13 protein-coding genes are annotated in these 17,037 nt (G+C 65.6%); 4 read left to right on the top strand and 9 right to left on the bottom strand.

From position 1 onward, the window contains the following. Positions 1-71: 71 nt before the first annotated feature. From B0G62_RS03810 to B0G62_RS03780, 7 genes are all read right to left on the bottom strand, one after another. Positions 72-3,716: an indolepyruvate ferredoxin oxidoreductase family protein gene (locus B0G62_RS03810; protein WP_103702619.1), complete on the bottom strand. Its 3,645-nt coding sequence runs from the start codon at positions 3,714-3,716 to the stop codon at positions 72-74. 187 nt (positions 3,717-3,903) lie between these two features. After that, on the bottom strand, positions 3,904-4,947 hold the full coding sequence (locus B0G62_RS03805; RefSeq protein WP_103702617.1) for an ion channel: 1,044 nt from the start codon (positions 4,945-4,947) through the stop codon (positions 3,904-3,906). Between the two features lie 146 nt (positions 4,948-5,093). Then, positions 5,094-5,339 carry a hypothetical protein gene (locus B0G62_RS03800; RefSeq protein ID WP_103702615.1) on the bottom strand — a complete coding sequence of 82 codons (246 nt, stop codon included), beginning with the start codon at positions 5,337-5,339 and terminating at the stop codon, positions 5,094-5,096. Between the two features lie 150 nt (positions 5,340-5,489). Next, a complete protein-coding gene (locus tag B0G62_RS03795) occupies positions 5,490-5,711 on the bottom strand; it encodes a hypothetical protein (protein ID WP_103702613.1) in 222 nt (73 codons plus the stop codon). Positions 5,712-5,850: 139 nt separating this feature from the next. Beyond that, positions 5,851-6,819 carry a carbohydrate kinase family protein gene (locus tag B0G62_RS03790; protein WP_103702611.1) on the bottom strand — a complete coding sequence of 323 codons (969 nt, stop codon included), beginning with the start codon at positions 6,817-6,819 and terminating at the stop codon, positions 5,851-5,853. Between the two features lie 79 nt (positions 6,820-6,898). Beyond that, positions 6,899-8,233 carry an AGE family epimerase/isomerase gene (locus tag B0G62_RS03785; RefSeq protein ID WP_244193096.1) on the bottom strand — a complete coding sequence of 445 codons (1,335 nt, stop codon included), beginning with the start codon at positions 8,231-8,233 and terminating at the stop codon, positions 6,899-6,901. 7 nt (positions 8,234-8,240) lie between these two features. Beyond that, a complete protein-coding gene (locus B0G62_RS03780) occupies positions 8,241-9,296 on the bottom strand; it encodes a LacI family DNA-binding transcriptional regulator (protein WP_103702609.1) in 1,056 nt (351 codons plus the stop codon). 222 nt (positions 9,297-9,518) lie between these two features. Between B0G62_RS03780 and B0G62_RS03775 the strand changes: the two genes are divergently transcribed. Next, positions 9,519-9,674, top strand: a complete 156-nt coding sequence (locus B0G62_RS03775) for a DUF3309 family protein (RefSeq protein ID WP_103702607.1) — start codon at positions 9,519-9,521, stop codon at positions 9,672-9,674. Between the two features lie 88 nt (positions 9,675-9,762). Here B0G62_RS03775 and B0G62_RS03770 read toward each other — a convergent pair whose 3' ends face one another. Both B0G62_RS03770 and B0G62_RS03765 read right to left on the bottom strand, forming a co-directional pair. Further along, positions 9,763-11,697: a GGDEF domain-containing protein gene (locus B0G62_RS03770; protein WP_103702605.1), complete on the bottom strand. Its 1,935-nt coding sequence runs from the start codon at positions 11,695-11,697 to the stop codon at positions 9,763-9,765. A gap of 296 nt (positions 11,698-11,993) precedes the next feature. After that, entirely contained in the window at positions 11,994-13,040 is a 1,047-nt protein-coding gene (locus B0G62_RS03765; RefSeq protein WP_103702603.1) for a bile acid:sodium symporter family protein, read from the bottom strand. A gap of 538 nt (positions 13,041-13,578) precedes the next feature. On the opposite strand from B0G62_RS03765, the gene B0G62_RS03760 reads away from it, so the two are divergent. The 3 genes from B0G62_RS03760 to B0G62_RS03750 all read left to right on the top strand — a co-directional run bounded on the left by B0G62_RS03760 (position 13,579) and on the right by B0G62_RS03750 (position 17,034). Further along, a complete protein-coding gene (locus tag B0G62_RS03760; protein WP_244193095.1) occupies positions 13,579-14,163 on the top strand; it encodes a hypothetical protein in 585 nt (194 codons plus the stop codon). A gap of 602 nt (positions 14,164-14,765) precedes the next feature. Further along, a complete protein-coding gene (locus B0G62_RS03755) occupies positions 14,766-15,875 on the top strand; it encodes a porin (RefSeq protein ID WP_103702599.1) in 1,110 nt (369 codons plus the stop codon). Positions 15,876-16,077: 202 nt separating this feature from the next. Further along, positions 16,078-17,034 (top strand): LysR family transcriptional regulator, encoded by a 957-nt coding sequence (locus B0G62_RS03750; protein ID WP_103702597.1) that lies wholly within the window; start codon positions 16,078-16,080, stop codon positions 17,032-17,034. Positions 17,035-17,037: the final 3 nt, after the last annotated feature.

Genomic DNA, 17,037 nt, shown 5'->3' with positions numbered 1-17,037 from the left:
GCGAAAAGCGGAGTGAGCGCGCCCGCACTCACTCCCACTCACTCCGTTCATTTCAGGCCTTTAAACAAGGACTATTTCGCGACTACCACGGGAATGCCGCGCAGCGCGCCCGCGCCCTTGAACGAGTCGATCGCTTCCTGCACGACCGCGCTCGTCTTCACGTCGAGCTTCAAACGCGCGCCAAGCTCACGCTCGCTGCGCTTCACCGCCGCGAGATTCGCCAGCTTCACGTGACCATAGCCGCGCACACGCTGATGCAGATTCGCGAGCTTCACGATCTCTTCGTCGTTCTGCGCCGTCAGCTTTGCGATGGCGCCGCGCAGCGTCGCTTCATAGTCGTCGGCGAGCGCGCGTTCCATGCGGCGCTCCAGCGTTTTGCCGAACGGATCGAACCACGTCCCGCGCAGGCCGCGTCCCTTCGAAAGCAGCGCGAACGCGCTCCAGAGCCACTGGCCGAACTGCATCTTGCGCGGCGGCTGGCCGTTCTTCTCGCGTGCGATCAGCGGCGGCGCGAGATTGAACTTCACCGTGAAGTCGCTGCCCGCGCGGCCTTCGAATTGCGCTTCGAGCGCGGCACGCAAGGCCGGATCGGCGTGCAGGCGCGCGACTTCGTACTCGTCTTTCACCGCGAGCAGTTTGTAGAACGTGGCCGCGACGGCGCGCGCGAGCGCCTGTTCCGTCGAGGCCATCGAACGATCGGCATCGCGCGCCGCATCGACCAGCGCACGATAGCGCTTCACGTAGCTCGCGCCGCCATACGAAAGCAGACGCGCTTCGCGATCGGCGATCAGTTCGTCGAGCGTCTGCGTGAGCTTGCGTGCGCTCGCCTTCGCCTGATTCACGCTGCGCGTGTCGAGCGCTTCGAGCGCGGCCGGATCGGCGGCGGCCATGCGGCCGATCGAGAGCGCGAAGAGATTCGCCTGCACGGCCACGTTGTTCAACTCGATGGCCCGCGTGAGCGCCGCGAGCGACACGGGCACAAGACCCAACTGCCACGCGAAACCGAGCATCACGATATTCGCGCCAATCGTGTCGCCCAGATAGCGTTGCGCAAGTGCCTGCGCGTCGCACGCCGAGAGCGGATCTTTCGCATCGGCCGTGTTAATCGCGCCGCCCGTCGCCGCATGCCGCATCTTCGCGAGCAGCGCGTCGGCGTGCAGGTTGGCTTCGGGGTTCTGCACGAACGACGCGTTCGGAATTTCATGCGTGTTCACGACGATGCGCGTGCGGTCGTGGCGTACCGTTTGCAGCGCGTCGGCGCTTGCGCCCACCACCATGTCGCAGGCGAGCAGCAGGTCGGCCTGCTGCGTGTCGATGCGCACCTGGTTGAGCAGCGCGTCGGTTGCCGCGAAGCGCACGAACGACAGCACCGAGCCGCCTTTCTGCGCAAAGCCCATGAAATCCAGCACCGAAGCGCTCTTGCCTTCCAGATGCGCGGCCATGCTGATGAGCGCGCCCACCGTCACCACGCCCGTGCCGCCCACGCCGGTGACGAGAATGTCATAGGGCGCGTTGTCCAGATGCGTCGCGGGAACCGGCAGCGCGTTGACGCGCGCAGCCAGCGCCTGCGGATCGAACGCCGCGCCTGCGGCCTTCTTGAGCTTGCCGCCTTCGATCGTCACGAAGCTCGGGCAAAAGCCGTTCACGCAGGAATAATCCTTGTTGCACGACGACTGATCGATACGGCGCTTGCGGCCCAGTTCCGTTTCCACCGGCTCGACCGAAAGACAATTCGACTGCACGCCGCAATCGCCGCAACCTTCGCACACTTCTTCGTTGATGAAGAGGCGCTTGTCCGGGTCGGGGAACTCGCCTTTCTTGCGGCGGCGGCGCTTTTCGGCGGCGCAGGTCTGATCGTAGATCAGCACGGTCACGCCCGGCGTTTCGCGCAGTTCGCGCTGCACGGCGTCGAGTTCGCTGCGGTGATGGAACGTCGTGCCCTTCGGGAACAGGCCGTGATGGCCGTCGTATTTCTCGGCTTCGTCGCTGACCACGACGAAGCGCGAGACGCCTTCGGCTTCCACCTGACGCGCGATCTGCGGCACGGAGATGCTGCCGTCCACGGGCTGGCCGCCCGTCATCGCCACGGCATCGTTATAGAGAATCTTGTAGGTGATATTGGCCTTCGCGGCCACCGCCTGGCGAATCGCAAGGATGCCTGAATGAAAATAGGTGCCGTCGCCGAGATTCTGGAACACGTGGCGCGTTTTCGTGAACATCGAATGCGAGGCCCAATCGACGCCTTCGCCGCCCATCTGGATCAGGCCCATGGTGTCGCGCTCCATCCACGACGCCATGAAGTGACAGCCGATGCCCGCCTGCGCAACCGAGCCTTCCGGCACCTTCGTCGAGGTATTGTGCGGGCAGCCCGAGCAGAAGTAAGGCGTGCGGCGCACGGCGTCGGCCACGTTGGAGAGGATTTGCGGCGCGACCAGATCGACCACGCGTTCGCGCCGGTCGAGCGCGGGCTTATGCTGCGCGAGCCACGCGGCGAACACGGGCAGAATGCGCGAAGGGCGCAGCTCGCCCAGATCGGAAAGCAGCAACGTGCCGTCTTGCGCATGCTTGCCGACGATCGCGGGCCGCGCGCCCGATGTTCTGTTGTACAGATGATCCTTGATCTGCTGCTCGATCACCGGGCCTTTCTCTTCGATGATGAGCACGTTGTCGAGGCCCGCGACGAAGGCGTCGATGCGCGACATTTCCAGCGGGAACGACAGGCCCACCTTGTAGATGCGCACACCCGCCTGTTCGAGGTCGTCCACGGTCAGGTCGAGGCGGCGCAGCGCCTCCATCAGATCCAGATGCGCCTTGCCGCAGGTCACGATGCCCACATTGGCGTGCGGGCTGGGCGCGATCCACTTGTCGATGCTGTTGGCGCGCGCGAAGTGACGCACGGCGTCGAGCTTGGCGGCGAGGCGCTGTTCGATCGCGAGACTCGGCAGATCGGGCCAGCGGTTGTGCAGGCCGCCGGCGGGCGGCTCGAAGCCCGCCGTTGCCAGATCCGGCGCCTGCCAGTCGGTTTTGAGCGCGTCCAGATCGACGGTCGAACCCGATTCCACCGTTTCGGAAATCGCCTTGTAGCCCACCCACGCGCCCGAATAGCGCGACAGCGCCCAGCCATAGAGGCCGAATTCGAGCATGTCCGCGATATTCGACGGATTCACCACGGGCATATGCCACGCCATCAACGCGAAGTCGCTCTGATGCGGCATCGACGACGACACGCAGCCGTGATCGTCGCCGGCCACCACCAGCACGCCGCCATGCGGCGACGAGCCATAGGCGTTGCCGTGCTTGAGCGCATCGCCCGCGCGATCCACGCCCGGACCCTTGCCGTACCACATGGCGAACACGCCTTCGACGGTACGCTCCGGGTCCGCTTCCACGCGCTGCGTGCCGAGCACGGCCGTGCCGCCCAGTTCCTCGTTGATGGCGGGCAGGAAGCGCACATCGGCGGCTTCGAGCAGTTTCTTCGCCTTCCACGCCTGCTGATCGACCATGCCGAGCGGCGAGCCGCGATAGCCGCTGATGAAGCCCGCTGTATTCAGCCCGTGCGCGCGGTCGAGCGCGCGCTGCATGAGCGGCAGACGGATCAGCGCCTGAGTGCCGGTGAGGAAGATGCGGCCGCGCGTGGCGGTGAGATTGTCGGTGAGTTTGTAATCGGCGAGGGGCGGCGTGGAAGGCGAGTCGCCGAAAGCGGGGCGCGCAGTCATGGGGGGAGTCTCCGTTTTTTTGCTTACGCGTCGTTCGATGCGTTGGAGACTCTATTTTTTCTCGCCAATGACGGAAATTTTTTGCTAACTGACCTGGTGCGCCACCTGTTCGCGCGACAGGCTGCCCACGTTCCGCTAATTTTGAGAGAGATTTCCCTGGGCGTAGTGCCGGGGCCGCCTGAATGGATCAGATCACGCGCGGCCCATAAGGCTTCGTGTCCTCGAATGCCACTACATCGTGAAAGCGCGTGTAGTCCATCACGCTGGTGCCGTCTGTGTCGGTCATCAGGTCGACGTAACGGTAATGCCAGCGGATCTCGGCGTCGGTCCAGATGTGGCGCGCCTGCATGGTCTGGGCGGTGGACTCGTCCGAGCCTTCGATCACCATATGCAGCGACGCGTGCTGGCGCGCGAGCGATTCGGCGGTGGCGCCGTACAGCGGGCTCGATTCGTCGATTACGTGCATCAGATTCCAGCCGAGCGTGAAAAGCGGATGCTCCGCGCGCACGAGATCGAGGTCGTAGATGCGCCGGGCCGTGTAGCCGTCGGAGGTGGTTTCGATGCGGATCAGGCGCAGTTTTGCGTAGGCTTCGGCGATCACGTTCTGGCGCGCGTTGGCGGCGCGCACCATCAGCGTCATGCGCCCTTCGAGCGGGTGCACGACCGCCTGGCGGGCAAACCAGATCTTCGCGCGCGGTCGCGAGAAGCGCGCGAACACCAGCCCCGTGGCCAACGCGACGCCCGACATGCCGACGAAGATTTCGAGCGTGGCGACCAGGTGCGCGTAGACGGTTTGCGGATGCATGTCGCCGTAGCCGACCGTCGCGAGCGTTTCGACGCTGAAGAAGAACGCACCCATGAAGCCGTGCGGAAACTGGTTGGCGATGGGCGCGGTGCCCAGTTGGTAGAGGCACGCGAACAGCGCATTGAGGACCATGAACAGGCCGGCCAGCGAGGCGAAGAACGTGGACCAGCGCATCGTCAGCGCGAAGTGATAGAAGTCGCGCCAGGTCTGCACCGGCATCCCGTAGACGAACACATCGCGCGAGCCGACGCGGACCTTGCGCGCGCCGCGCGGGCGGGCATTGGCGGACGCTCTGGAGGCGGGATTCGGGAGCGTGTCCGAGGAGGCTTCGGCGGGTGCGTCGGATGGCGCGGTGGTGGGGGCGGGTGATCGGGCTTCAGCGGCGCAGTGTTCGCGCGCACCGCGCTCCGGCGTGTCGGATGTCATGGCAGTCCTGCTGCGGGGTCGAATGCCCGCAAGCGTAGCAATGCCGGTCAAGCGGGACAAGCGCACGCGCGCACAGCCTTGCCGTGCGGCATCGGGACGTGGTTTTTTACTGCGTTGGCGCGACTTTTATGCAGCGCTGGCGCTCATCACGGAAACGCGCGGGGCCTGGGAATGCCCGCGCCGTGATTGATATCGGCGATGGCCTGGCGGCGCGCCGCGTCGATCGCCTCGGCGCTCTGCGGAAAGCCGCTGCTGCCGCCGATCGTGATCCACGGCTGGACGGGCTTGTCGCGATGCGTGATCTGATATTCGGCGTCCCAGCGCGCACCCTGTAGTTCGAGCGGATGAACGTGAATGGCGTAGACGCCGTAGAGGAAAAGTTGCTCGGTCATGATGGCCTCCTGACCGTGGTTGCCTGACTTCGCCGCGCGCCGGATGGGCTGATCGTTGATCGTGTGGCGCCGGACCGGCGCGAGGGACAGGGTCGCCGCCCCGCGCGCGCATACAGGAAGTACTGCGAGGAAGTAACTGCGGCGTGAGCCTTAAAGCTCCAGTTCGCCGAGAAGGCGATGCGCCAGCGCCTTGGCTTCCTCCAGCGCTTCTTCGGGCGTGCCCGAGGCCGCATCGACTTCGTAGAGGGCGTTTTCAAGCTCCTCGCCGTCGTCGCGTGCCAGCGAGACCATGCCCTGATACTGGCCGGCGTTCATCGGTCGCACCGAGGCGACTGCCGTGTAGATCCCCTTCGTGTAGCTGACGTCTTCCATAGCCTGCTCCTCGCGCAAGGAAAACTTATGCTAGCACGTTGATCGCGCGGCTGCGGGGCACGCCCGTGACGCTGGCGCGGCGCTTTCGTGTCAGCAACGTCCGCGCACGGCGCGCGCCCGTACAACCCGCGAATGCGGTTCAATCCGCGATCAAGGCGACGACTTCGTCGAGCGTCGGCGAATGCGCGCCGGGCCGGCGACATGCGGCCGCGCCCGCTGCGAGGGCGAACGCCAGGTGCTGCGGCCAGCTGCGCTGCGGCGTGCTCATCAGGCTGAACAGCAGCCCGCCGATGGACGCGTCGCCCGCGCCCACGGTGTCGGCGACTTCGACGCGCGGCGGCGCGGCCTCGAACATCTCGTCGCCCACGTAGAGCGTCGCGGCCTGCGCGCCGCGCGTGACCAGCAGCGTCGCGGCCGGGTTCAGCGCGCGCATCGCCGCGATGGCTTGCGGCTCGCTCCTGTCGGCGAACAGCATACGCAGGTCTTCGTCGGAGACCTTGATGAGGTCGGCGAGCGCGGCCATGCGGTGCAGGATCGGCTCGTAGCCGTGCGCCATCAGGTTGCGGTAGTTCGGGTCGAAGCTGATCTTCACGTCTTGCGCGCGCAGGTCGGCTGCGAGCGTCGCGAGGGTTTCGCCCAGCGGTTGACGCACGAGGCTGATGCAGCCGAAGTGCGCCCACTTCGCGTGCGCGCGCCAGCCTTCGGGCAGCTTCGCGGGATCGAAGGCGAGATCGGCGCTGTTGTCGCCGATGAAGTAGTACGCGGGCGGATGCGTCTGATGCACGATCGCGAGCAGCGGCGCGCGCTCGACGCGCTGCATGAAACGCATGTCGAGACCGGCGGCGACGCTCGCGTTCCAGAGTTCGTCGGAGAAGTTGTCGGTGCCGAGCGCACCCGCGCAGGCCGTGGGCAGGCCCAGCCGCGCGACCGCGCGCGCGACATTCCAGCCCGCGCCGCCGGGATGGGCGCGCCAGTGCGAGTCCGTGCCGGGGACGCCGGAAGTGCCTTCGGGCGCTGCGCCGCGCACGAGATCGGTGAGGATGTCGCCCGCCGAGATGAACGCGGGAAAGCCGGACGAGAAGTCGGGGCCAGTGCTGCAGGTGCTCATCGCTTGATCCTTCGCTGTTTGCCTTCGCTACCGGGTTTGCTGCCAGGTTTGCTGTGGGTTTGCTGATTGTGTCGATGGCTCAGGCGCCGTCGGTGCCGTTCGCGCGAGCCTCGGGCTCAGTCGCGGCTTCACGCCCGATCACCGGCGCCATGCCGCGTCCCGGCAGCGCGTTGAGCGCCTCGTAGCATGCGCCCATCGTGTGATAGTCGGTCTTGCCCGCGGGGCTTTTCTCGTCGCTGTACTTGCGGTTGTCGCAGGTGAGGATGCGATACCACGCGCCATAGCGATGATCGACGAAATGCGCCCAGCTATAACGCCAGATCTCGTCATACCAGTCCCAGAAACGCTCGTTGCCGGTGCGCTTGCCGAGCAGCGCGGCCGTCGCGAAGGTTTCGGCCTGCACCCAGAAGTATTTGTCGTGATCGCAGACCGTGCCGTCCGGGCCGAAGCCGTAGTAGAGGCCGCCGTGATCGTTGTCCCAGGCGCGCGCCATGGCGGCGTCGAACAGTTCGATCGCGCGCGGCAGCAGCCACGGCAGCGGACGATGGCGTTCGAGGATCAGCAGCAGCTTCGCCCATTCGGTCTGATGGCCCGGCTGGAAGCCCCACGGACGGAAGATGTTCGAGCTGTCCTCTTCGTTGTAGTGCCAGTCCACCGACCAGTCGGCGTGAAAGTGTTCCCACACCAGACCCTGCGAGAGCTTCGCCTGGCGCAGCGTGATGTTCGACGCGACGCGCTCCGCGCGGTCGAGATAGACGAGGTGGCCGCTTGCCTCATAGGCCGCGAGCAGCGCCTCCGTCGTGTGCATGTTGGCGTTCTGGCCGCGATAGCCGGACACGACCCAGTCCGCGCTCGCTTCGTCGGCGTAGAGGCCCGCCGCGCCGTCCCAGAAGCGGTGCTCCATCAGCTCGAAGGTCGCGCCGATCATCGGCCGCGCTTCCTCGATGCCGGCCATCGCCGCGTGCGAGTACGCGAGCAGCACGAAGGCGAGGCCGTAGCAGTGGCGCGTGGCGTCGAGCGTGCGCTTCTTGCCGTCGCGCCAGTCGATCTCCCAGTCGTAGCCCTGATGCTGCGGGTCCCAGTGCGCCTCGCGCAGGAACTGCAGGCCGTGGCGCGCGTATTCGAGATGCTGCGGATCGCCGGATTCGCGATACGCCATCGCGTAGTTGAAGACAAAGCGGCAACTGCTTACCAGATGGCGCGAATGCGCGTTGTAGACCGAGCCGTCGTCGCGGAAGTAGTGGAAGAAGCCGCCCGAGGCGTCGTACACGTTGGGCGCGTAGAAGCGCAGCGTGTCCTCGACATGGCCGAGCAGGAACGCGCGGTCGCGAAAGCTCGCGACCGCGGGCGCGCCGTTGGCAACTGCGGTGCTGGCGCTGTCGTTGGCGTGTTGGGTGTCGATGGGCTTCGTCATGGTGTTCTCAGGTTGACTGGGCTTGGGTGGCGAGCGCTTGCAGGGTGGCGGCGCTCGCGTTGGCATCGTCTGGATTCGCGGCGGTGCTCGCGCGTGCGATCAGCCGCACGGGCAGCACGATCTCCGGCGTCGCGGGCGTTTCTTCGAGCAGCAGTTCCACGCCGCGCCGCCCGAGCGCTTCCTTGTCGACGGCAATCGTCGAAAGCGCCGGCGCGGCATGGGAGGCGCCCGCGATGTCGTCGAAGCCGATGATCGCCACGTCCTCGGGCACGCGCAGGCCGTTGGCCAGGCACACGCGCAGGGCGGCGAGCGCGGCGGCGTCGTTGTAGGCGAACACGGCGTCGGGCGGCGCATCGCCGCGCGCCCGCGCCGCGTCGAGCAGGCGTTGCATCGCCTGCGCCGCGCCGGTGTCGGGATCGAGGCCGCCGTCGATGGTCGTTTCGAGCGACGGATCGAACAGCAGCCCGGCTTCGAAGAAGGCGCGCCGGTAACCGAGCGCGCGCTGCGCGATGCTGTAGTGCGCGAGCGACCCGCCGATGAACGCCACGCGCCGCCGTCCCATGCCGAACAGATGGCGCATGGCGAGCGCGGCGCCCGCGGCGTTGTCGATATTCACCGAGCGCAGGCCGGCCGCCCAGAGGTCGATCAGCACGAGCGGACGTTGCAGCGCGACCAGCGCACCCAGGGTTTCCGGCTCGACGAAACCTGCCACGGCGATTGCATCGGGCGCGTGCAGGCGCAGTTGCTGGATGGTGTCGTCGGCGGGGCCGGCGGTGAGCAGCGCGGGCACGATGGCGTGCTCGCGGCAGGCTTCCTCGACGCCATGCAGGACGTGCGAGAAGAACGGGCTGGCGGAAAAATTGTTGTGCTGACGATGCAGCAGGAAGGTGAGGCGGCGAATGCGCTGGCGCAGTTGCGCGCTGTCATAGCCGAGCGAGCGCGCGATTTCGACGATGCGCGTGCGCGTGGCCTCGGAAAGGCCGGGCTGGTTTTTGAGCGCGCGGGAGACCGTGCCGATCGACACGTTGGCCGCCTGCGCGACGTCGCGAATGGTTGTCCCCATGGTTCCTGTTCTTGCCTGCAAGCGTCATGGTCAGCTTTGCGGCGATTGTATAGTAAAAACATGGGAGAACAACGTTGTGTCAGGCTATAAAGCCCCAGTAAATACCCGTAAATGCGTAGATAAACGTAAATTTACTTGTTTAGTAAAAGCAGATAAACAGGACCGCCGGGAACGCGGTTTGCGCGACGAGTCGAGTCATCTTTCGAACCGTACGGGGGCATCATGCTCGGCACCTTGCTTCTGGTTATTCTGATCCTGCTGCTGATCGGCGCTTTTCCTGCCTGGCCTCACAGCCGCTCATGGGGCTACGCGCCATCCGGCACGCTCGGGGTCGTCGTCATCGTCGTGGTCGTGCTCGTGTTGATGGGGACCATCTAGCGGCACAGGCCATGGCTCGCGGTGGAGAACGAAAAAGGCCGGCGCGAAGTGGTTCGCGCCGGCCTTTTTGGTGCGTGCGGCTGCGGCGTTATTCGTGCGTCTCGCGTGCAAACGTGGTTGTCGCGGCTGTCGCGGGAATCGTGTGAATCGTGGGAATTGCGAGCTGCGCCTCGGCGTAGACCTCGCCGTGCGAGCGGGCGGGCAGCAATTGCGCGCTCTCGCGGCCGTCGATCACCACGAGTCCCGTCGCCTCCTGTTTGGCGCGGCGCTTGGCGATGGCGGCCAGCGACGCGATCGCTTCGCTGCGGTGCTGCGCGCCTTCGCCCGCCGCGATGCGCACGCAGCCGATCGCCATCGTCACGAAGCCGAAGAAGGTCGGATTACCGTGGCGGTCCTCGCCGTGGATGCCGCCCGCGAGCCGGTCGGCGCTCGCGTAAAAGCGCAGCGCCTGGGCGTTGAACGTTTCGATGGCGTGGCTCGCGCGCTCGTGCCACGTCTCGCTCTGGAACAGGATCAGGAAATCGTCGCCGCCGACGTGGCCGAGAAAGTCGCGCGTCGGGTCGCACGCGTCGGCCAATACTTGGGCTGCGAGCTTCAGCACCTCGTCGCCCTGCCAGTAGCCGTACTGATCGTTGAACGGCTTGAACTGGTTGAGATCGACGTAGCACGCGTGAAAGCCCGAGTCGTGCGACAGCAGCCGCTCGATATGCGAGCTGATCGGGATATTGCCGGGTAAAAACGTGAGCGGATTCGCGTATCGCGCCGCCTGGATGCGCACCTCGGTGACCGCGCGCACGAGACTCTCGCCGGTGCCGAGTCCCGCGTAACGGCCGTTGTCGGTGATGACGAAACCATCGGCCAGATAGCGTTGATCGTCGCTGGCGAGCAGCGCAGCCATCTGCTCGACGCTCATCGATTGTTCGATCAGCACCGGCTGCGCGTTGGCGAATTGCAGACAGGCCTTCTTGCCGAACAACTCGCGGTGATAGGGCAGCGCGTAGCGGTCCATGAACGCGCGCCGGTTGATGAGCGCAACGGGCGTTTCGCCCTCGACGACGGCCACCGCATGCAGATCGGGCATCCGGGTGAAGAGGTCGAGCACGTCGTTATTGGTCGCGCGGCGCGGCAGCGCGGGCGCATTCACCTTCATCTTCTGCGCCGGCGCGCCGCCGCCCGGACTCGCGCCGCTGTTGCGCGTGAGCTCGGGAAACACCGCGATGTGCTGCGCGCTGATCGCGGCGCGCGTGCGCTCGTCGAGCTTGCGCGGCGGCTGCGCGTCGGGGCGGCCCAGGAAGAAGCCCTGGCCGCTTTCGATGCCCATGTCGCGCAGCACCAGCAGATCGGCCTCGTTTTCGATGCCTTCGGCCACCAGCCGCGCGCCGCTCGCCTGGGCGAAATGCTGCATGGCGCGCACGGCTTCGAACTTGAGCGCGCTGTTGGCGATGTCCTGGATGAAGAAGCGATCGATCTTCACGACGTCGGGCTGCAACTGCACCCACACGTTCATGCTGGCATTGGCGCTGCCGTAATCGTCGAGCGCGAATTGCGCGCCCGCTGCGCGCAAGGCCGCGACCACCGGCGCGAAATTGCGCAGATCGGCGATGGCGCTTTGCTCGGTCAGCTCGATCACGATGCGATGGGCGTCGATGCGCGCGAACAGTGTTTCGACGCCCATGCTGGCCAACTGGCCCAGCGCGCTCGCGCTGAAGTTCAGGAACAGCTTGCCGTTGCAGCCGAGCTGCGTGAAGGCGTCGATGCAGACTTCGGCGGCGGCGTGTTCGAGCGCGATGGCGCAGCCTGCCTCGGCGGCATGCGCGAACAGCGCGGCGGGCGACTCGAGCGGCGAGCCGGCCGGACCGCGAATGAGTCCCTCATAACCGAGGATCGCACTATCGTCGAAATCGACGATCGGCTGGAAAACGGCGCGCAACTGGCGTTGAGCGATCAATGCCTCGATGCTGGTCGAGAGCGGGGCGCCACCGGCGATCGTTGGGGCGGGCGGCGTGGACGCGCGTGCTGACATGGGTAGAGCCAGGATGGCTTTAACGACGGGAATATCGGCAGCAGGTTCGGACAATTAAATGAACTTTTAATGACACTTCGAGGAAAAGCGATGCGGGTTGGGTAGGCCAACGTTTGCGCGATGGTCTGTTGTTGTTTGTAGGTGTTCTACAAACGGGAGACCGACGGGAGGCGGGGGAAAGCCCGAAGCGGCGAGGGTTGCCGTTCGATGCGCAAAAGCGGGGTGAGGCGGGGCAGGCGCGAGCGGGGAACGGTGTAGAACCGGTCCCCCGCGAGCGATGTGGGTTGCGCGAAGCCTTATCTGCGCCCCGCCGCCGCCGCGCCGCGCTCGCCGCCATTGAGCGATTCGTCGCCTGCATCGGCGGCGCGTTCCGCGCTCATGTCGCGCGCGCCCCAGCGCTGCGCGAGCGCCGCGCACACCATCAACTGGATCTGGTGGAACAACATGAGCGGCAGCACGACCGCGCCCACGGCGTTCGACGCGAAGATCACCTTCGCCATCGGCACGCCGGCCGCGAGGCTCTTCTTGGAGCCGCAGAAAATGATCGTGATCTGATCGGCGCGCGAGAAGCCGAGCTTCCTGCTCGTGAAGATCGTGATACCCAGCGCGAGCGCGAGCAACACCGCGTTGACGATCAGCAGGCCGCCCAGCGCCGCGAGCGGCGTGTGATGCCACAGGCCTTCGTTGATCGCTTCGGAAAACGCGCCGTACACCACGAACAGGATCGAGCCCTGATCGACGAATTTGAGCACGCCGCGGTTGCGCTCGATCCAGCCGCCGATCACCGGCCGCAGCAATTGACCCGCGACGAACGGCACGAGCAGTTGCAGCACGATGTTCCAGACCGTGTGCCATGCCGAGCCGCCGCCGGCCGTCTGGCTCGTCACCACCAGACTCACGAGCGCGGGCGTGACGAAGATGCCGATCAGGCTCGACGCCGAGGCGCTGCACACGGCTGCGGGCACGTTGCCGCGCGCGATCGAGGTGAAGGCGATCGACGACTGGACGGTCGAAGGCAGGGTGCAGAGGAACAGCACGCCCATATAGAGCGCGGGCGTGACGAGCGGCGAGAGCACCGGCTTGAGCGCCAGCCCGAGCACCGGAAACAGGATGAAGGTGCTCGCCAGCACGACGAGATGCAGCCGCCAGTGCGTGGCGCCCGCCACGATCGCTTCGCGCGAGAGCTTGGCGCCGTGCAGGAAGAACAGCAGCCCCACGGCGATATTGGTGAGCCAGTTGAACGCGGTGGCGGCCTGGCCGTGCACCGGCAGCAGGCTCGCGAGAATCACGGTGCCGACGAGGCAGAGCGTGAAGTTATCGGGCAGGAATTTCGGACGTGCCATCGGACAATCTCAAGTGCGCGTGTCGGCGCCTGGCGGTGCGCGTCGTGGAACGCCACACTGCGGGTCATCGGGAAGCCCCGTGGGAACCCTATTGTCGGCGCAAGCTCATTGAAAAAGCAAATTCATTCGAAACATCGATTAATGAGCGCCGCGCATGATGGGGCGGATATCGCGAGGCGTCACTGCGGCCGGTCGATTACCGTTTGTTCGCCCGGTCGTCGTGCAAAAGACCGCTTCTCAAGTACGACGAAACAGGCGCATCGCGATGCGCCAGGAGGCCGCGCCATGACAGGCCCAACACGGCTCGAAAGAGCACGAAACAGGCCCGTCCGACAACCCTCCAAAACCCGAAAAATCGTGCAGTAACATGGTGTTACAACCCTTCCGAGGGCATAACATTTTTTGGCTCGACACCCTGGGCGGGCGCCCATAAATTACCGTCAAGGAACCTGTGCAGACCGTTGTGGTGGCAATCGTTACGCATTGAGGCGCACGTTTTCCGGGAACTGGCCCGCCATGGCCCGAATGGCGGGTGGTCATGCGGATCGTCGGGCAGGTGATCGACACAATGCGCGCAGGGTTGTTACGGATGGGACAGTGGATGTTGGGGGCCGGTTTCGCGGTCCTCTGCGCGCTCGCCCATGCCCAGCCCTCGTTTGCGTCTCATGGCGGCGGCTTTCACGGCGGCGGCGGTGGTTTTGGACGCGCGCCGATGATGCGCGAGTCGTCGCCCATGCGCTGGGGCGGCGGTGGCCATTTCGGCGGCGGCACGCAGGCTGGCGCGAGCAACCGTCGCAACAGCATCGCACCGATGCGCGTGGCCGACCAGGGCGGCTGGCGCGAGCGCGGCGCCTCCGGCGGCCGTCAGGCGGAGCGCCACGAAACGCCCGGCTTCAGCAGCAACCCTTATGGCAATGGCTTCGGCGGCTATCGCGGTCCGATCCAGCCGGTGAGCGCGGAGGCGCGTCAAGTGCCGCATCCGCCTGCCGATTCGCCGGTGCGCACGGGTTCCATTCGCGAAGACGTCGCACGCTATAACGAAGAGCGCGGCGCATTGCGGCCCTTCACGCGCGGTGGCGGTGACGTGCCGCGTCCGCCGATGCCTTCGCCGTATCGCAACTAACTGACCCGCGCGTCAAGCGCGGGCCAAGCCCTTCCCACGCAATGCTGCACCGCAGCGCGTTTGCCCATTCGCCGCGAATCGCTCTCGACTTCGCGCTCTAGCAGCCTCTTTCCCCGCCTTTTCCTGCGACGCGCCCCGGCGTCACTCCGCCGCTCAAAAACCGCCTGATTGGCTCGTTGCTCGCCGGGAGCCATTTTTCGCTTTCAGACTGACGCGTGGATACCACACTTTTTTGGAAATCACTCGTCATACAGAACCCTTTCGTCATCAAATCCTGACTTCGCTGTGGCGGCGCGTCAACGGCCTCGCCATTTTGCGCGAAAGCCGGGCAGAAGCCCCGCCCATGCGGGCCACGAGCCCCACGTCGTTCGTGTTGCGTCGCAGCAAAACGGGCTGCGGAATCGCCTGCTACAGATTTTGTGGACAACAAACTAATCGGGCCGATATACCGGCGATAACAGCCGATATTTTTGTCCATAAAAATGGTTCGCGAAGATGGTTCCGCCCAGAACGGCCACGCCTGCGAACGACGAAAAAACAAACGGTTTGCGCGAGCGCCACAGCCGCCAGTCACACCTTTTTTGACAAAGACAGGAGAACCCATGAATACAGCCGTCAGCCGCGCGCTGCGCTCCCCGCTGCGTACGTCTCTCAAGGCCGGCGCCATCGCCGCCGTGCTCGCCGCCGCTTCTTCGTCGGCCTTCGCGCAGTCGAGCGTGCAGCTTTACGGTCAGGTCGACGAGTGGGTCGGCGCCACGCGCTTTCCGGGCAGCCAGACCGCATGGAATGTCGGCGGCGGTGGGATGTCGACGTCCTACTGGGGCTTGAAGGGCTCCGAGGATCTGGGCGGCGGCTACAAGGCCATCTTCACGCTGGAGAGCTTCTTCCGCGCGCAGAACGGCCAGTACGGGCGCTTCCAGGGCGATACCTTCTTCGCGCGTAACTCGTACGTGGGTATCGAATCGCCCTACGGTACGGTGACGGCGGGCCGCCTGACGACGCAGCTGTTCGTGTCGACGATCCTGTTCAACCCGTTCATCGATTCGTACACCTTCTCGCCGATGGTGTACCACGTGTATCTGGGCCTCTCGACCTTCCCGACCTACACCACCGACCAGGGCGTGGTGGGCGACTCGGGCTGGAACAACGCGGTCCAGTACTCGACGCCGAATTTCAACGGGCTGTCCGGCTCGGTGATGTATGCGCTCGGCAACCAGGCGGGCGAAAACGGCCAGAAGAAGTGGAGCGCCCAGGCGCTGTACTTCCACGGCCCGTTCGCGGCGACGGCGGTTTATCAGTACGTGAACTTCAACAACTCACCGGGCGACATCGGCAGCATCGTGAGCGGCAACGCGACCATCGTGGGTCTGCGCAGCCAGGGCGTCGCGCAAGTCGGCCTGTCGTACGACCTGAAGTACGTGAAGTTCTTCGGCCAGTACATGTACACGAACAACAACAGCGACATCAACAGCTGGCACGTCAACACGGCGCAAGGCGGCGTGTCGGTGCCGGTCGGTCCGGGCACGGTGATGGCCTCGTACGCGTATTCGCGTGACAGCGGCGGCCTGAATCAGACGCACAACACGGCGGCCGTCGGTTACGACTACCCGCTCTCGAAGCGCACCGACCTCTACGCGGCGTACATGTACGACCACTACGACAACATGTCGACGGGCATGACCTACGGCGTGGGCGTGCGCGCGAAGTTCTAAACGCGCATTGCGGCTTCGCCCATGCAAAACCCCGTGCTGCTCGCAGCGCGGGGTTTTTCTTTTATGCGCCTCAAAGGCATCGAGTGAAAGGCGAAGCAAGGCGCGCAGCTGCCCGTTTGGCTACCAGCAATTGATAAAGCGCGCACAATGACGCCGATTGTTTCCTGAATCCGATGTACCGATAAGAGCGAAGAGCAGCGCGATGGATACCCTCGTCAGCATGAAAGTTTTCCGGCAGGTGGTGGAAGCGGGGAGCTTCGTCGCGGCGGCCGAACGGATGGGCATGTCGGCGGCCATGGCCAGCAAGCACGTGATGCACCTCGAACAGCAACTCGGCGCGCGTCTGTTGAACCGCACGACGCGCCGCGTCGCGCCCACCGAAGCCGGCCGCGAGTACTACGAGCGCGTCGCCCAGGCGCTCACCGAACTCGACGAAGCCGGCCAGGCCGTCGGCGCCGCGAGCGTGGTGCCGCAAGGGCGGCTGCGCGTGTCGTCGCTGACGGCTTTCGGCCTGCGCCACGTGATGGGCGCCGTGGCCGACTATGCGGCGGACTTCCCGCAGGTGACCGTCGATATCACGCTGTCGGACCGTGTGGTCGAACTGATCGACGAAGGCTTCGATGTGGCGATCCGCGCTTCGCCTTCAGGGTTGAAGTCGTCGTCGCTGATCGCGCGGCCGCTGGTCACCGCCCATATCGTGCTGTGCGCCGCGCCGGAATATCTGCGCCGCCACGGCGTACCGAAGTCGGTCGCCGACCTCGCGAACCACAAGTTCGTGCATTACGCGGGGGCTTCGGCGGCCGAACTCGCGCCGTTCCTGGAAGCCGGCGCGCGTCCGAAGCCCGGCGGCAACCTGATCGTCAATCACCTCGAAGCGTTGCGCGTGGTGGTGCTGCAGGGCGGCGGGCTGTCGATGCTCGGCACGGAAGTGGTCGGCGAGGATATCGCCGAAGGCCGTCTCGTGCCGCTGCTCGTCGACGCGCTGCCGCCGCGCGAGCTGCCCATCTACGCCGTCTATGCGAGCCGCCGTCACCTGTCGGCGAAGGTGCGCTCGTTCGTGGACTTTCTTGCCGCGCGCTTTGGCGAGCGCGCGCTCTGGCCGAACGCCGACGAGATCCGTGCGCTGGCGGCAAGGGCCGCGCAGCGCGGCAAGCCTTAAGCA

The sequence above is a fragment of the Paraburkholderia eburnea genome (genome assembly GCF_002917095.1).
GTDB lineage: Bacteria > Pseudomonadota > Gammaproteobacteria > Burkholderiales > Burkholderiaceae > Paraburkholderia > Paraburkholderia eburnea.
This window is presented reverse-complemented; position numbering and strand designations above follow the sequence as displayed.

Coding starts and splice junctions, on each gene's coding strand:
- B0G62_RS03810 (WP_103702619.1), bottom strand. CDS start 3,716: ATGACTGCGCGCCCCGCTTTCGGCGACTCGCCTTCCACGCCGCCCCTC.
- B0G62_RS03805 (WP_103702617.1), bottom strand. CDS start 4,947: ATGACATCCGACACGCCGGAGCGCGGTGCGCGCGAACACTGCGCCGCT.
- B0G62_RS03800 (WP_103702615.1), bottom strand. CDS start 5,339: ATGACCGAGCAACTTTTCCTCTACGGCGTCTACGCCATTCACGTTCAT.
- B0G62_RS03795 (WP_103702613.1), bottom strand. CDS start 5,711: ATGGAAGACGTCAGCTACACGAAGGGGATCTACACGGCAGTCGCCTCG.
- B0G62_RS03790 (WP_103702611.1), bottom strand. CDS start 6,819: ATGAGCACCTGCAGCACTGGCCCCGACTTCTCGTCCGGCTTTCCCGCG.
- B0G62_RS03785 (WP_244193096.1), bottom strand. CDS start 8,233: ATGACGAAGCCCATCGACACCCAACACGCCAACGACAGCGCCAGCACC.
- B0G62_RS03780 (WP_103702609.1), bottom strand. CDS start 9,296: ATGGGGACAACCATTCGCGACGTCGCGCAGGCGGCCAACGTGTCGATC.
- B0G62_RS03775 (WP_103702607.1), top strand. CDS start 9,519: ATGCTCGGCACCTTGCTTCTGGTTATTCTGATCCTGCTGCTGATCGGC.
- B0G62_RS03770 (WP_103702605.1), bottom strand. CDS start 11,697: ATGTCAGCACGCGCGTCCACGCCGCCCGCCCCAACGATCGCCGGTGGC.
- B0G62_RS03765 (WP_103702603.1), bottom strand. CDS start 13,040: ATGGCACGTCCGAAATTCCTGCCCGATAACTTCACGCTCTGCCTCGTC.
- B0G62_RS03760 (WP_244193095.1), top strand. CDS start 13,579: ATGCGGATCGTCGGGCAGGTGATCGACACAATGCGCGCAGGGTTGTTA.
- B0G62_RS03755 (WP_103702599.1), top strand. CDS start 14,766: ATGAATACAGCCGTCAGCCGCGCGCTGCGCTCCCCGCTGCGTACGTCT.
- B0G62_RS03750 (WP_103702597.1), top strand. CDS start 16,078: ATGGATACCCTCGTCAGCATGAAAGTTTTCCGGCAGGTGGTGGAAGCG.